This window comes from Parasphingopyxis lamellibrachiae (genome assembly GCF_003385775.1).
Taxonomy (GTDB): domain Bacteria; phylum Pseudomonadota; class Alphaproteobacteria; order Sphingomonadales; family Sphingomonadaceae; genus Parasphingopyxis; species Parasphingopyxis lamellibrachiae.
Window position 1 is genome coordinate 656,314 of record NZ_QRDP01000004.1, and the last position, 13,710, is coordinate 670,023.

A 13,710-nucleotide genomic window follows, 5' to 3' on the forward strand; every position below is an offset into this window, starting at 1 on the left:
ATCCGTGCAGTACGCACACGAAATCCGGCCCTTTCTCAAGCGCTACATGCACTGGAAAGGGTTAAATTCGCGTTGAGCTAAATGGTTATTTTTCCGCCTTTAACCACAATTTCCGATGCCATGGGATGGCTCAGAAAGTGCACGGGGCTGGCGCTTAAACCATAAGCGCCAGATGCGAATACGGCTACATAGTCGCCAATCTGCGCCTCTGGCACAGCCATATCGGCCGCAAGCTTGTCGAGCGGTGTGCACAGCGGGCCTACAATTGTCGCGCTCCCGACCGTTTCGGCACCCATATGGGACGCTATGGCGACAGGATAGTTGCGCTTCATGACCATTCCGAAATTGCCGGAAGCGGCAAGATGATGGTGCATTCCACCGTCGGTTACGAAAAACAGTTCGCCCTTGCTTTCCTTGCGATCGAGGATCTTCGCGACATACACGCCTGCCTCACCGATCAGCCAGCGGCCGAGCTCGATCATGAATTGCGTATCTTGGAGAATGGCATCTCTGGCCGACAAGGCCTGCGACAGGCGGCTACCAACGCTCTCAACGTCGAGCGGCACATCGTTGGCAGTATAGGGAATACCGAATCCGCCGCCCAGATTTACGCTTTTCGGGGTTTCTCCGATAGCATGGGCAAGGTCCGCAGCCAGGGCGATGCTGGCACGCTGACATTCGGCAATCGCATCGACATCCAGCGATTGCGATCCCGAATAGATGTGAAAACCGCGCCAGTCCGCGCCGGCCGCTATCAGTTTTCTGACGAGTGCCGGTACCCGCTCCTGATCGATACCGAAGGGTTTTGCGCCGCCGCCCATGCTCATTCCCGAGCCTTTCAGCTCGAAATCGGGATTTACGCGTACCGCCAGACGGGGTGTGACGCCAAGCCGTTCGGCGATAGCAAGCGCGCGCACCGCCTCGTTCTCCGACTCAAGGTTGAGCGTCGCGCCTAGCGAGATCGCCAATTCGAGTTCCGGATCGCGCTTGCCTGGCCCGGCAAAGCTGACATGTTCCATGGCCGCACCGCAATCGCGCACCCGTTCCAACTCTCCGCCAGAAGCCATATCGAGGCCATCTGTCAGGCTCATTAAATGTTTAATTACAGCGGGGTGAGGGTTTGCTTTTACAGCATAATGCAAGTGTATTTCGTTCGGCATTGCTGCGCGAAATCGCTCGACCTGGGCCGTTGCGAGATCAAGATCATAAACGAAGAACGGGGTTTGCCCGGTCCTGACCGCCAGATCGGAAACGCCACAGCCGCCGATCATCAGTTCCCCTTGCTGGGTCGCAAAGGCCGCGGGTATCGGTCCGATTGGTTTCATTGTCCCCATTTCCGTTCTATTTCAGTGCGATCGAGTTTTTCGTTCGGGTTTCGTGGTAGCTCATTCTGCCAGATAATTTCGCGTGGCTGCATGAAGTTTGGCAGCTCGGCCTTGAGAAAACGTTTCAAGGCCTGATCCGCCTCCCCGCCCTCACCGCGGACTACCAGCATTATAGCCTGTCCGAGCCGATCGTCGGGAACGCCAAAAGCGCATGCTTCTGCGGTTAAACCGCTTCCTATCGCCGCATCTTCCAGCTCGCTGGGCGATATGCGATTGCCGGCGCTCTTTATCATGGCGTCATCGCGACCAACAAAGCGCAAATATCCTTCCGTATCGCGCATCACCGTATCGCCCGACCAAACCGCCATACCGCCATAGTGCGAAAAATCCGGCGCCGGTTTGAACCGCAATGCCGTTCTTTCGGGATCCTGCCAGTATCCAAGGGCTACAAGGGGGCCTGCATGGACGAGTTCGCCCGCTTGTTCAGGCGCGGCATCCGTTCCTTCGGGCGTCACGACCATGATTTCGGCGAACGGAATCGCCTGGCCAATGCTTTCCGGCATCGTATCGATAAGCGCCGGATCGAGCGTTGTGGAACGAAAGGCCTCGGTAAGCCCGTACATGGAATGCAGGCCCGCTTTGGGAAAAGCCGTGCGCAAGGCAGACACCAGTGGTACCGGCATCTTGCCACCGCTATTGGTCAAAACCCTCAAATTTCCAGCGATTTCCGCAGGCCATTCGATCTCTGTCAATTGCACCCAGAGGGGTGGAACACCTGCCAATATTGTGACGTCATGACGCCCGACCGCCTTTGTGACGTCACGCGCCAACAGATAGTCTAACGGGATGGCGGATGCGCCCGCAAACCAGCTGGAAAGCAGCTGATTCTGGCCATAGTCAAAGCTGAATGGCAGCAGGCACAAGGTCCGGTCCGACGGCCGGATATCCAGATAATGCGCGACACTGACCGCACCGAGCCACATATTGGCATGGCTGAGCATCACCCCTTTGGGGCTGCCAGTCGACCCGGACGTGTAAAGGATGGCGGCAAGATCGTCCGGATCGCCATTGGATGGCGGCAAGCCGCTTCCCTCGAGCGAAGCCTGGTTCTCGTCGACCGCCGGGCACCCGGAAGGCAGGTCGCCTTCCGCGAGCGATCCAAGACGTGCCTTCCCGGCGATCAGCAGGCTCGCGCCGCTGTCGGCGAGGATATGGCCGACCTGCGCGCGTTTGAGCAGCGGATTGACCGGTACATGAACCAATCCGGCCCGCGCAGTCGCCAGAGGCATCAAACAGGCTAAACGGGTCTTGTTGAGCCAGCTGGCCACACGATCGCCCCGATGCAGGCCCTGATCCATAAGCCAAGCCGCAAGCGCGCCTACAGCCGCTTCCAGCCCGGCAAAATCGAGTTCGCCCTGCCTGTCTATCAGGGCGACACTGTCCGCCGCCCCACATAATGTAAGGTGATCGAGCGGTTTTGGGTCGGGATTTAAGGCTTTCGTCATGGCTTCCGAGTAGATGATGGCGTCACGAGCCGCGTCGCGGCGATCACCGGGATAGCGTCATGACAGTTAACGTAAAGCTATTCGATAGCCTCGCCGATGTTGCCAGTGATGCAGGCAACGCTCTGGGCCGCGCTCAGCAGCCCAGCCTGTATAACAGAATCGAATGGTTTGAGAGGACCGCACGGCATTGCGGAGCGGCAGGCAAGACACCGTTAATTGCCCGCGCTCGATGTGGCAACGACGCAGCCTGGCTGTTCCTTTACCGGACGAGCCAGCGCCACGCCGAAGCGCTGGCAAGCTGGTACACGCTGGACTTCGATATAGTCCGCACCGGTGATAATAGCGCATTGCTCGCCTCGATTGCCGGGAAACTGAAGCAGTTCGCATCGATCACGATAGCACCGCTCGCCGATCCCGGGCCGGTGGAACAGGCGTTCGGCGATGCTGGCTGGAAAGTGATCCGAACCGTTGCAACGGAGAATTGGAAGCTGCGCCCGCCCGAGGATTTCGAAACCTTCTGGAGCGCGCGCCCTGGTAAATTGCGCAGCACGGTGAAACGCAAAGGCAAGAAAGCCAATCTCGAGATAGCGATTCACAACAATTTCAATGAGCAGGCCTGGGAAGACTATAAGGCCATCTATGCCCAAAGCTGGAAGCCGGATGAAGGATCGTGGGATTTCATGCGAGAATTTGCCGAGCATGAAGGCGAAGCCGGAACGCTCAGACTGGGGGTTGCGTACAAAGAGGGAGAACCCGTTGCGGCGCAACTCTGGCATGTCGAAAACGGCCATGCGACCATCCACAAGCTTGCCTATACGGAAAACTCCAAATCCTATTCGCCAGGCTCGATCCTGAGCGAGGCCATGTTCCGGCATGTGATCGAACGGGATGCTCCCGCGGTCATTGATTATGGGACGGGTAGCGAACCCTATAAAGCGGACTGGATGGACGCACCGAGACCGCTTTACCGATTGCAGCTCTATAACCCGCGTCGGCCCGCAGCCTGGCTGTCCTTGCTCCGGCACAAACTTTCTGGCCTTGTCGGTCGCTCAACAAGCCATTAGGCGGGCGCAATCGCAATGCAGGGGAATGTACATATGGCATCTGATAGCGCCGAAATGGTCGAGACGACGCTGCGGGCAGTGCTGGTCGATATTTTGGGCCTTGCGGAAGCGCAGGTGGCCGATTTTGATGACAGCACCGAATTATTCGGCGCGATCCCCGAACTCGATTCCATGGCGGTGGCGGGCTTGCTGACCGAGATCGAGGACCGGCTCGGCATCTGGATCGAGGATGACGAGTTCGAAACCGAAATGCTTGAAACCTTTGGCAATCTCCTTGCCTTCGCCAGGACCAAGGCGCTTCAGTGACCGTTCCTGCCCCGCGATTTTGGCACTATGAATCGCTGGGCGTTGCTCAACCGATTATGAGTTTTGGCCCGGATAGCGGCCCGCAACTGCTTATCGTTCCGCCCCTGTTCGAGGAGCTGAACAGAACGCGAAAGCTGATCTCGGATACGATGCGCGCTTTGTCCGCAAAGGGGATAAGTTCGCACCTGCCCGATCTTCCGGGTACCGGGGAGAGCGAAACCGATCTGGTTGAGGCCGAATGGCCCGCATGGCGTCAAGCAGTTACTGACGCCGCCAGTTCATGCAAACCGTCAGCCAAATTGGCAATCCGGGGCGGATGCCTGCTCGATGACGCAGCTGTTGCCGTTCCGCTGATGCGCTTTTCGCCTTTTGAAGGAAAACGCTTGATCCGCGATCTGGTTCGCTCACGCAGTCTCAACGATCCCGATTTCGACAGCGACGCCCAAAAGGCGGTGTTTACCAACGGACCGTCCATGCTGGGCGGCTATGCGATCACCTCTACTCTCGCCCGCGCGGTCCGTGATGCCGATATTGCGGACGTGGACAATGCAAAAATCCTCCGTCTTGATACCGAACATGGCGAAGCCGACGCCAAACTGCCGGGCCCACCTCTCTGGCGCCGGGCCGAACCCAGTGGATCACCTGAACTTACAGAGGCGCTGGTCGATGCCATCGCGGAGTGGATGGTCTGATGCGGACGCAATTCGCCTTTGACTGCAAAGGGGATATCCTTGCAGGCGCGCTGGATGCCGCAGATGGCGCGGTTGGTGTGCTCGTCGTCACTGGCGGCGGCCAGACCCGTTTTGGCGCGCATCGCGGTTTTGCGCAGCTTGCGACGTTCCTGGCCGAGGCCGGCTATCCGGTATTGCGCTACGACCGCCGCGGCGTTGGCGACAGTTCCGGCGAAGATCCCGGATTCGAAGCAAGTGCACCCGATTTGTCAGCTGCGGTCACTGCCTTTCGCAAGGAAGTTCCCGGCCTGACCCATATCGTTGGCTTCGGGCTTTGCGACGGCGCCACAACTTTATGCCTCCATCATCGGGAGTGCGACATCGATGCCATGCTGCTCGCCAACCCCTGGGTTGTGGAAGCGGCGGCGAACGAGCCGCCGCCCGCAGCGATTAAAAGCCATTATCGCGATCAGCTGCTGAGTTTTGCCGGATGGAAGCGCTTGCTCACCGGCGGGATCAACTATCGCAAGGCGATTTCCGGCATCCTGAAACTGGCCAAACCGCGCAAGGTGGAAGGCAGTTTGGGTCAGCGCGTGGCAACCGCCTTGGGCGCGTCCGACGCGCCTGCGCATATCGTCCTGGCAAAGGATGACGCCACGGCGATCGGTTTTGATGACGAATGGCGCAACGGCGCTTTGGCGGCACTTTCAGGCGAATCCCGGTTCAGCTGCGATATGATCGAGACGGACGCCCACAGCTTTGCGCGCGACGGCGATTTCGAGCGCTATTCGAACAGTTGCCTGCGCGCCCTGAAGCGCTTTGAAGCTGGGCTTTAGCCCTGTTCGAATTCGGTTTCGGCGAAGAATTTCTCGGCGTCGAGCGCAGCCATGCAGCCGGTGCCGGCAGCCGTGACCGCCTGGCGGTAGATTTTATCCATCACATCGCCGCACGCGAACACGCCGGGAACGCTGGTACGCGTGCTGCCGGGTTCCACCTTGATATAATTGTCGCTGTCGAGCTCGAGATGGCCTTTGAACAGGGCCGTAGCCGGATCATGACCGATGGCGACAAAGCCGCCTTCCGCCGGGATTTGGGTGATTTCTCCGGTTTTCGTGTCCTTCAAGTCGATCGCGACCAGCCCTTCCGGATCCCCTTCACCCACAAACTTGTCCACAGTCTTGTCCCATAGAACCGTGATGTTGGGGTGGGCGAACAGCCGTTCCTGCAGGATTTTCTCCGCGCGCAGCTCATCCCGCCGGTGAATGAGGGTAACGTCGTCGCTATGGTTGGTCAGGTATAGCGCCTCTTCGACCGCCGTATTGCCGCCGCCGATCACCGCGACTTTCTTGCCGCGGAAGAAAAAGCCGTCGCAGGTCGCACAGGCCGAAAGGCCTTTGCCGCGCAGCGCGGTTTCGCTTTCGATTCCCAGCCAGCGGGCCTGGGCGCCTGTCGCGATGACCAGCACATCGCCGACATATTCATCGCCGCTATCGCCTTTCATGCGGAACGGGCGCTGGGAGAGGTCCACTTCGGAAATATGGTCCCAGATCATCTTCGCGCCGCAATTTTCGGCCTGCTTCTGCATCTGTTCCATCAGCCACGGGCCCTGGATCAGTTCGGCGAATCCCGGATAATTTTCGACTTCGGTCGTGGTGGTGAGCTGGCCGCCCGGCTCCATCCCCTGCACGACAATCGGCTCCATGCCGGCGCGCGCAGCATAGATGGCAGCTGAGAGCCCGGCAGGTCCCGATCCGAGGATGAGCATTTTCGTGCGATGGGTTTCGGCCATGACTTTTCCTGTTCCGTTTGAAGGCACGAGATAGGTGCCCTGCCTCCCCTCGCGCAACCGCGCAATAAGAAGGCATTGCTTGAATGGGGAAAAGAGAAATTTGGTAGCGGAGGAGGGATTTGAACCCCCGACACATGGATTATGATTCCACTGCTCTAACCAACTGAGCTACTCCGCCCCGATGCTACTAGGCGAGCGCCGCAAACGGGCGCTCGGGGCCTATAGGCATGGCGCGGAATAGGGTCAACTGGTTTGGTTCTTCCGCAAGACCGGGATAAGCTATCAGGCCTGCAGCGGACACGCTCGCCAGTGAAAGGGAATGTACATGGAGCTCGAAACACCACTGGACATGATTTGCCGGATCATCGTCCGCGCCCGGGAATGGGATGCGCAGGTGCCATCCAACGAACCGGATGAAGTCGACGAAGACGGTCCGGTATCGACGGATGACGATTATAACGTGCTGATCGACGAAAAGAATGATTCGGTGGAAAAAGAGATTGCCGCAGCGTTGGACGATCATGCCGAGGACCAGCGGGCCGAATTGCTGGCCCTGGCGTGGATCGGTAACGGAACGTTCGACGCGGGCGACTGGGACGAAGCGATATCCGAAGCCTCCGATCCGGAAGGCGATTCTGTCGCCGACCAGCTGATGGATATGCCGATGCTTGCAGCCTATCTCGAAGCGGGCCTTGAAGCGTTCGATCTCAGTTGTGATGACATCGGCCAGATCGACTGATATCCGGTGTGTCTAGTCGCCTTTGCGAAGAAGCGATTTACCGAAAAACAGATCAAGATATTCAGACGATTCCGGCGAAATACGGGTCACGAAATCTTTAGCCGACTCAAAGTTGTCAGAATCCATCAAATCTATCAGATCTCGGAATTTATCGCGTGGAATTTCAACATCGAGATGCAGCCGAAGATATGATTTGCCCGTGGCATAATCCGTAAAAGGTTCGATGTCAGGATTACTTGCTGTCGCGCCCATTTTGTATCCTCCCAATTGTTATTATGAACTTTCGTACATTGGCTATTTCAGTAAGGGAGAGAACATACATTTGACGCATCTTTTATCAAGGCATGACAAAACTGTACTTAGCAAGGAGCTCCCACTGCCCGCCGCGATAATACCAGCTGGAAAGCCCCGCGATTCTCAACGGCCGCGGTTCGAAATCGACGGACAGGGCTTCCAACAACGCTTTGGCTTCGGACGATGCAACCTTATTCTGGATGGTGATATGGGGACGCCATGGCTGCCTGTCTTGCGGCATTAACAGGCCGGCAAAAGCGTCGGCCAGCTGATCCCTAATCTCCATCAGGTCTGGACTTTCAACACCCAAGGCCACGCCCTGCCCCAGTGACATCACCCTGCTCAACCTTGCCCGAGGCGCTTTCGCGCCACGCGTCTCTGCATTCAATCGGAATTTCAGCTCGTCGCCAACGCTTGGTGGAAGATGGTGGAACAGCGTTAGATGAGCCTGAACCCTATTGCGATCGGCCGGATAATATCGCTTTCGCAACGCATCAAGATGGGCGAAATCGTCTTTCCCGAACACAGCCGTGACAATGATGGGCGCCGGGCTTGTCGTCATCGTCGCGAACCGATCCGCTGGAGGTCTCCCGGACGGTCGATATCCAATACCGTATGTCGCCCCTCGTTGACATGGAGGACTTCATCGCGGCCAAATGGCGGCATTCCCGTTTCCAGCCTCTTGCAAACCCAATCGACATCCCGAATGAGGACAGGATGGCCGGGGGTATCCTGATAAGACGGCCTGACTGCCTTGTATCCCGCAGCTGTAAGCCGCGTAAGCCTGCGCGCGGTCGCCGGTGTCAAATCCGGCATGTCGCCCAGGAAGACAAGTGCTTCACGCTCCCTGCGACGAAGCGCGTTGAGGCCATGGAGCAGGCTGGCATGATGTCCGTCCCGATGGTCCCGCGCGAACAAAACTGATACGCGGCTATTGCTTGTAGTGAGAACCGCGCCGCGCAATCTGGCATCGTCCACGCTCGTCACCACAATCACCCGGCAAACCGGCGCGCTCAAAGCGATTTGTACGGCTGATTGCAGAAGCGTTTTACCATGGCGGCGGACAAGCAGCTTGTTCGCGATCCCAAAGCGCCTTGAGCGCCCGGCAGCAAGGATGATGGCCGCACGCAATCCGGAGCCCTAGATCTCTATCTGGCTGCCCAGTTCCACCACGCGATTTGGTGGCAGCCGGAAGAATTGCATTGCCGTTTCCGCGTTGCGCAACATCCAGGCGAAGAGCTTTTCACGCCATGGTGCCATTTTCGGCTTGTCCGAACTGAGCAAAGTCTGGCGAGCGAGGAAGAAGCTTGTCTCGATCATCCTGAAGGCGGGGCCGCAGGTCGTGATTTTCTCGAGCGCTTCGGGGACATTGGTGTCCTGCATGAATCCGTAGCGCAGGATAATGCGGTAGAACCCCGATCCCAGCGCTTCGCAATGGACGCGATCTTCGGGGCTGACATGCGGCCGGTCGAGAATGGAAACGGTGAGCAGGACGATCCGTTCATGCAACACCTTGTTATGCTTCAGATTGTGCAGAAGCGCGTGCGGCACACCTTCGGGCGAGGTCGTCATGAACACCGCCGTTCCGGGAACGCGGGTCGCCGATCCGGCGGCGGATTTGACGAACACCTGAACGGGCATGGCCGTTTCACGCATTTGCGCAATGATCAGCGAGCGCCCTTTGGCCCAACTGGTTAGCAGGAGGAAGGCAACGCCGCTGATCGCGAGCGGCACCCATCCGCCATCGGGAATTTTTGTAAGGTTGGCCGCGAAGAACAAGCCGTCCACGACGAAGAACAATGCCACCAGAAGTCCGGCCCAGAACTTGTTCCACCTCCAGAAGCTGAACAGCAATACGCTGAGCAGGCAGGTATCGAGAAGCATCGCCCCGGTGACCGAGACGCCATAGGCGGCCGTCAGGTTGGAGACGTTTTGGAATGTCAGGACCAGCAGGATGACCATGATCATGAGCGCCCAGTTGACCAGCGGGATGTAGATTTGCCCGATCGTATGCGCATTGGTGTGATTGATCCGCAGGCGCGGCATGAAGCCGAGCTGGATCGCCTGCTGGGTAACCGAGAAGGCACCGGTGATGACAGCCTGACAGGCGATAACCGCCGCCAGCGTCGCGATGATGAGGAGTGGAAGCTGGAACCATTCCGGCGCAAGGTTGAAAAAGGGATTGTTGAAAATCGCCTCGCCGTCGCGCAGGGCCAGAGCCCCCTGCCCCATATAGTTGAGGATCAGTGCCGGCAGGACGAAGACAAGCCATGACAGGCCGATGGGCTTGCGCCCGAAATGCCCCATATCGGCATAAAGCGCTTCGGCGCCGGTGACCGCCAGGACAACCGCGCCCAGCGCGAGGAATGCCTTGAGGGGCTCCGCCATAAAGAACTGTGCTGCATAATGCGGACTGAACGCCCACAGAATCTCGGGATTCTGGCTAATGCTGATGATTCCGAGGATCGAAATCGTCAGGAAATAGAACAGCATTATCGGGCCGAAAAAGGCGCCAACCCGGGCTGTTCCCGATCGCTGGATCAGGAACAGGAAAATCAGAATGAACACGGCAATGGGGATGATCCACCCCCGTAGCGACGGATTGACGACTGCCAGCCCCTCGACCGCGCCAAGCACGGAGACGGCAGGCGTAATCATTGCGTCGCCGTAAAAGAGCGCGGTGGCCATGATGCCCAGCATCACAATGCCCATGCTCCATTTCTTGCCGCTGTTGCGACCGCCCATCAGCGCGAGCAGCGCAAGACTTCCCCCTTCTCCGCGGTTATCGGCACGCATGATGATCGATACATATTTGATCGTGACGACGAGCATCATCGCCCAGAATATCAGGCTGAGCACACCGTAGAGATGCAGGGTGTTCAGGGCGAGCGGATGATGCCCGGCAAAAGCCTCGCGAAAGGCATATAAGGGACTCGTACCGATATCGCCGAACACGATACCGATAGCACCGGCGGCGAGCTTGACGATTGCCTGATCCCGCGAAGGCGGGCCGACTGGGGACTGGACGGGCTTGGTGTCACTCATTTTGGACGGTTCGGCTCCCTGATGCCGCGTAATGCGAACGCCGTGCAGGCCGCTACAGACCCCGCATTTTCGCTTGGGGGGCGGCAAAGCGCGCGGACTATCACGAGAAATGACGGTCCGCAATGGAGGACAAGCTTAGCGCAGGTCGTTATAGCCCGGCCATCATCAATCTCAGGAGGCGTCAATGCGCGTCGGAATCCCCAAGGAAATAAAGAACCACGAATATCGCGTCGGGCTCACACCGGCATCTGTCTTCGACGTCGTCCAGGCAGGCCATGAAGTGATCGTCGAAACACAGGCTGGTTGCGGCATCGATTTCGACGATGACGACTATCGGGCCGTCGGCGCATCCATAGTCGACACGGCTGCCGATGTGTTTGCCGGGGCCGACATGATCGTGAAGGTGAAGGAACCCCAGGCGCAGGAGGTCGCGATGCTCGAAGCCCGGCATATCCTGTTCACCTATCTCCACCTTGCCGCGGACAAGCCGCAAACGGAGGGTCTGATGGCATCGGGCGCGACCTGCATTGCCTATGAAACGGTAACTTCGCCCAATCGATCGCTTCCTCTCCTCAAACCGATGAGCGAAGTTGCTGGCCGCATGTCAATCCAGGCTGGCGCCCATTATCTGGAGAAGGAGCAAGGCGGACGCGGGATATTGCTTGGTGGCGTTCCCGGCGTTGCTCCGGCGAACGTCGTCATTATCGGCGGCGGTGTCGCAGGCCTGAATGCAGCACAGATGGCAGTCGGTCTGCGGGCCGATGTCACCATTTACGACATCAGCAATGATCGGCTGGCCGAACTTTCCACCAATTTCGGCGCGACCATAAAGACCGGCTATGCGTCGAAAGCCGCAATCGCTGCCGCTGTGCAGGATGCGCATCTTGTCGTGGGCGCGGTGCTGGTTCCCGGAGGTGCCGCACCTAAACTGATCACCCGCGAAATGCTGAAAACCATGAAGCGCGGTTCGGTGATCGTCGATATCGCCATTGATCAGGGTGGCTGTTTCGAAACGTCGCGCGCCACGACTCATGACAATCCGGTCTATGAGGAAGAAGGCATCATCCATTATTGCGTTGCGAACATGCCCGGTGCCGTGGCCCGGACTTCGACTTTTGCGCTCAATAATGCGACTTTGCCCTATGTCATCCAACTTGCCAACAAAGGCCCGGAAAAGGCGATGGCGGACAATCCCCATCTTGCCGCCGGGTTGAATGTGTCTGATGGAAAAATCCGTTACGAAGCGGTGGCCGAAGCGCTCGATTTGCCGTTCAACTAACAACCGGGCCCGGTGGGGGAGTCTCCGGCCGGGCCTTATTCCCCCCGGGCTGTTTCGGACGAATCTGAATCCGATTGGGATGCGCCCGGCAGCTCGACGGGACGGCCCTGCGCCCGCATCACGCTGGACAGCCGGCTTTCCAGATCCGCGCGATAAGGCGCGTCTTCCGGCGTGCGGGCGAGCAATGCAGTCCAGGTCGCCTCCGCATCGTCCAACTGTCCGGCCTGCGCCAACGCAAGGCCAAGGAAGAAAGGCGGCCCGGGATGGTCGGGATCCAATTGCGCGGCGCGTTCGAAAGCCAGCTGGGCGGCGGGGTTCATCTGCCCTTCGCCGTGCAGCAACAGCGCATTGCCAAGCGCGACCCAGAGGTCGGCATTCTCGGGATCTGCATCGATCGCATTCTGGATAGCATGCGCGGCATTCATATGATCGCCAACGCGATTGCGGGCCTCCGCGAACATGATCCAGCGTTCTGATGTCGCATCGCGATTGTCGAGCAGTTCGTCATTGATGTCCGTGCTGCCTTCGGCCGGACGATCACGCCGGCTTTCGGTCGGCTGTCCCTCCAGCGCAGGGCTGCCTTGCCAGGCATAGCCGGCCAACCCGACGAGCAGTGCTGCACCGAGCCATTCCAACCGGCGACCACGAAATTCCGCCAATCGCCAGAGCCAGAACAGAATGAGCGCGATCAGGAATATCGCCGCGAACCAGGCCATCAGCTTTCTCTCTTCCGGCTGCGGAAACGACCGCGCGCAAGCCAGACCCCGAATCCAACAAACAGAAGCGGCAACAACCATAATGGCCAAGTCACGGCGTCCATGGGCGGATCATAGGTAATCCAGCGACCATATCGCTCCACGAGCCATGCGCGAATATCTTCGGGTTCTTCCCCAGCGGCAATCCGGCGGCGCACGAGCGCACGCATGTCGGAAGCCATATCCGCATCGCTGTCGGCGATCGACTGGCCCTGGCACACCAGGCAGCGAAGGGATTCCATCAGGGCCTTAGCCTCGGCCTCGTCCGCGGGATCGGGCAATTGTTGATTGGCCCATTCCGCCTCCGCCATACGCGATTGCCCATGGACCGGGCCGGTGAGGAACGCAGCAAGGAACAGTAGCACCAATCCGCGGATCATCGTGCTCCCTCCAGTGCGGCGAGCAGCTCCGGCACATGTTCGGGCCGGATATCGCCGATATGCTGGCGAACGATCACGCCATCGCCGTCGACAACGAATGTCTCCGGGACGCCCGACGACCCGAGGGCAAGCTGCGCTTCACTCTGGGTGTCCGCGCCGATCCGTTCATAAGGATCTCCCCAGCGCTGGAGAAAGGCGAAAACATCCTCGGGCCGGTCACGCACAGCAATAGCATCAATGGCGACGCCGGCCTCGCGCAACTGCATCAGCTGGGGCGCCTCGGCTATGCAGGGCACACACCAGCTGGCGAAGAAGTTCACGAGACGCGGTTCGCCTGTTGCCAGATCGGCGCTGCTCAAGCCGGGACGACCGGGCAGAGAGGGCTGGAGCGAAAATTCCGGCATCGGCTGGCCGACAAGCTGGGACTCGATTGCGCGTTGTTGAGGTGACGTGTTTCCAAAGAACAGCGCATAGGAGAAAAAGCCGAAAAAGACCGCTGCGATAACGAGCGGAACCCACAGCACGAATCGCTTCATAGCCAAGGTCTGCGCATCCATA

The 13,710-nt window shown here is 58.8% G+C and carries 16 protein-coding genes and 1 tRNA gene; 6 read left to right on the plus strand and 11 right to left on the minus strand.

Going from position 1 to position 13,710, the window contains the following annotated elements:
* Nucleotides 1-77 precede the first annotated feature (77 nt).
* Nucleotides 78-1,325, minus strand: coding sequence for a pyridoxal-dependent decarboxylase, exosortase A system-associated (locus tag DFR46_RS03330; RefSeq protein WP_116235161.1), 1,248 nt, complete (start codon nt 1,323-1,325; stop codon nt 78-80).
* Entirely contained in the window at nt 1,322-2,830 is a 1,509-nt protein-coding gene (locus DFR46_RS03335) for an acyl-CoA ligase (AMP-forming), exosortase A system-associated (protein ID WP_116235162.1), read from the minus strand. Before DFR46_RS03335 ends, DFR46_RS03330 begins: the two co-directional genes overlap by 4 nt.
* A gap of 59 nt (nt 2,831-2,889) precedes the next feature.
* Between DFR46_RS03335 and DFR46_RS03340 the strand changes: the two genes are divergently transcribed.
* The 4 genes from DFR46_RS03340 to DFR46_RS03355 are packed head-to-tail and all read left to right on the plus strand — an operon-like array spanning nt 2,890 to nt 5,707.
* Nucleotides 2,890-3,894, plus strand: a complete 1,005-nt coding sequence (locus DFR46_RS03340; protein WP_116235163.1) for a GNAT family N-acetyltransferase — start codon at nt 2,890-2,892, stop codon at nt 3,892-3,894.
* Nucleotides 3,895-3,927: 33 nt separating this feature from the next.
* Complete coding sequence (locus DFR46_RS03345; protein ID WP_162843381.1) at nt 3,928-4,200, plus strand: acyl carrier protein; 273 nt, start codon at nt 3,928-3,930, stop codon at nt 4,198-4,200.
* Nucleotides 4,197-4,892, plus strand: a complete 696-nt coding sequence (locus tag DFR46_RS03350; protein WP_116235164.1) for an alpha/beta hydrolase family protein — start codon at nt 4,197-4,199, stop codon at nt 4,890-4,892. Before DFR46_RS03345 ends, DFR46_RS03350 begins: the two co-directional genes overlap by 4 nt.
* Nucleotides 4,892-5,707, plus strand: coding sequence for a hydrolase 1, exosortase A system-associated (locus DFR46_RS03355; protein ID WP_116235165.1), 816 nt, complete (start codon nt 4,892-4,894; stop codon nt 5,705-5,707). The genes DFR46_RS03350 and DFR46_RS03355 overlap by 1 nt, the downstream gene beginning before the upstream one ends.
* Here the strand turns inward: DFR46_RS03355 and trxB are convergent.
* Nucleotides 5,704-6,660 (minus strand): thioredoxin-disulfide reductase, encoded by a 957-nt coding sequence (gene trxB, locus DFR46_RS03360; protein WP_245953647.1) that lies wholly within the window; start codon nt 6,658-6,660, stop codon nt 5,704-5,706. The genes DFR46_RS03355 and trxB overlap by 4 nt on opposite strands.
* Before the next feature lie 101 nt (nt 6,661-6,761).
* Nucleotides 6,762-6,838 (minus strand) — tRNA-Met (locus DFR46_RS03365).
* Nucleotides 6,839-6,985: 147 nt separating this feature from the next.
* Between DFR46_RS03365 and DFR46_RS03370 the strand changes: the two genes are divergently transcribed.
* Nucleotides 6,986-7,399, plus strand: a complete 414-nt coding sequence (locus tag DFR46_RS03370) for a DUF3775 domain-containing protein (protein WP_116235166.1) — start codon at nt 6,986-6,988, stop codon at nt 7,397-7,399.
* Between the two features lie 12 nt (nt 7,400-7,411).
* Here DFR46_RS03370 and DFR46_RS03375 read toward each other — a convergent pair whose 3' ends face one another.
* From DFR46_RS03375 to DFR46_RS03390, 4 genes are all read right to left on the minus strand, one after another.
* Nucleotides 7,412-7,651 carry a hypothetical protein gene (locus DFR46_RS03375; RefSeq protein ID WP_116235167.1) on the minus strand — a complete coding sequence of 80 codons (240 nt, stop codon included), beginning with the start codon at nt 7,649-7,651 and terminating at the stop codon, nt 7,412-7,414.
* 85 nt (nt 7,652-7,736) lie between these two features.
* The gene (locus DFR46_RS03380) at nt 7,737-8,255 is read right to left on the minus strand and encodes a 2'-5' RNA ligase family protein (protein ID WP_116235168.1); all 519 of its coding nucleotides are present in this window, start codon (nt 8,253-8,255) and stop codon (nt 7,737-7,739) included.
* Nucleotides 8,252-8,824, minus strand: a complete 573-nt coding sequence (locus tag DFR46_RS03385) for a nucleotidyltransferase family protein (RefSeq protein WP_116235169.1) — start codon at nt 8,822-8,824, stop codon at nt 8,252-8,254. The genes DFR46_RS03380 and DFR46_RS03385 overlap by 4 nt, the downstream gene beginning before the upstream one ends.
* 9 nt (nt 8,825-8,833) lie before the next feature.
* Nucleotides 8,834-10,738: a potassium transporter Kup gene (locus tag DFR46_RS03390; RefSeq protein ID WP_116235170.1), complete on the minus strand. Its 1,905-nt coding sequence runs from the start codon at nt 10,736-10,738 to the stop codon at nt 8,834-8,836.
* A 184-nt stretch (nt 10,739-10,922) separates the two neighbouring features.
* On the opposite strand from DFR46_RS03390, the gene ald reads away from it, so the two are divergent.
* Nucleotides 10,923-12,017 carry an alanine dehydrogenase gene (gene ald, locus DFR46_RS03395; protein WP_116235171.1) on the plus strand — a complete coding sequence of 365 codons (1,095 nt, stop codon included), beginning with the start codon at nt 10,923-10,925 and terminating at the stop codon, nt 12,015-12,017.
* 35 nt (nt 12,018-12,052) lie between these two features.
* Here ald and DFR46_RS03400 read toward each other — a convergent pair whose 3' ends face one another.
* Genes DFR46_RS03400 through DFR46_RS03410 form a run of 3 tightly spaced genes read right to left on the minus strand, consistent with a single transcriptional unit; the run spans nt 12,053 to nt 13,688 of the window.
* Nucleotides 12,053-12,733 carry a tetratricopeptide repeat protein gene (locus DFR46_RS03400; protein WP_116235172.1) on the minus strand — a complete coding sequence of 227 codons (681 nt, stop codon included), beginning with the start codon at nt 12,731-12,733 and terminating at the stop codon, nt 12,053-12,055.
* Nucleotides 12,733-13,152 (minus strand): cytochrome c-type biogenesis protein, encoded by a 420-nt coding sequence (locus DFR46_RS03405; protein WP_211306367.1) that lies wholly within the window; start codon nt 13,150-13,152, stop codon nt 12,733-12,735. Before DFR46_RS03405 ends, DFR46_RS03400 begins: the two co-directional genes overlap by 1 nt.
* Complete coding sequence (locus DFR46_RS03410; protein WP_116237130.1) at nt 13,149-13,688, minus strand: redoxin family protein; 540 nt, start codon at nt 13,686-13,688, stop codon at nt 13,149-13,151. The genes DFR46_RS03405 and DFR46_RS03410 overlap by 4 nt, the downstream gene beginning before the upstream one ends.
* Between the last annotated feature and the right edge of the window lie 22 nt (nt 13,689-13,710).

What these genes read in the sequence shown, in the direction of transcription:
- DFR46_RS03340 (WP_116235163.1), top strand. Translation starts at nt 2,890, where the DNA reads ATGACAGTTAACGTAAAGCTATTCGATAGCCTCGCCGATGTTGCCAGT.
- DFR46_RS03375 (WP_116235167.1), bottom strand. Translation starts at nt 7,651, where the DNA reads ATGGGCGCGACAGCAAGTAATCCTGACATCGAACCTTTTACGGATTAT.
- DFR46_RS03335 (WP_116235162.1), bottom strand. Translation starts at nt 2,830, where the DNA reads ATGACGAAAGCCTTAAATCCCGACCCAAAACCGCTCGATCACCTTACA.
- DFR46_RS03330 (WP_116235161.1), bottom strand. Translation starts at nt 1,325, where the DNA reads ATGAAACCAATCGGACCGATACCCGCGGCCTTTGCGACCCAGCAAGGG.
- DFR46_RS03345 (WP_162843381.1), top strand. Translation starts at nt 3,928, where the DNA reads ATGGCATCTGATAGCGCCGAAATGGTCGAGACGACGCTGCGGGCAGTG.
- trxB (WP_245953647.1), bottom strand. Translation starts at nt 6,660, where the DNA reads ATGGCCGAAACCCATCGCACGAAAATGCTCATCCTCGGATCGGGACCT.
- DFR46_RS03380 (WP_116235168.1), bottom strand. Translation starts at nt 8,255, where the DNA reads ATGACGACAAGCCCGGCGCCCATCATTGTCACGGCTGTGTTCGGGAAA.
- DFR46_RS03400 (WP_116235172.1), bottom strand. Translation starts at nt 12,733, where the DNA reads ATGGCCTGGTTCGCGGCGATATTCCTGATCGCGCTCATTCTGTTCTGG.
- DFR46_RS03390 (WP_116235170.1), bottom strand. Translation starts at nt 10,738, where the DNA reads ATGAGTGACACCAAGCCCGTCCAGTCCCCAGTCGGCCCGCCTTCGCGG.
- DFR46_RS03405 (WP_211306367.1), bottom strand. Translation starts at nt 13,152, where the DNA reads ATGATCCGCGGATTGGTGCTACTGTTCCTTGCTGCGTTCCTCACCGGC.
- DFR46_RS03410 (WP_116237130.1), bottom strand. Translation starts at nt 13,688, where the DNA reads ATGAAGCGATTCGTGCTGTGGGTTCCGCTCGTTATCGCAGCGGTCTTT.
- DFR46_RS03355 (WP_116235165.1), top strand. Translation starts at nt 4,892, where the DNA reads ATGCGGACGCAATTCGCCTTTGACTGCAAAGGGGATATCCTTGCAGGC.
- ald (WP_116235171.1), top strand. Translation starts at nt 10,923, where the DNA reads ATGCGCGTCGGAATCCCCAAGGAAATAAAGAACCACGAATATCGCGTC.
- DFR46_RS03370 (WP_116235166.1), top strand. Translation starts at nt 6,986, where the DNA reads ATGGAGCTCGAAACACCACTGGACATGATTTGCCGGATCATCGTCCGC.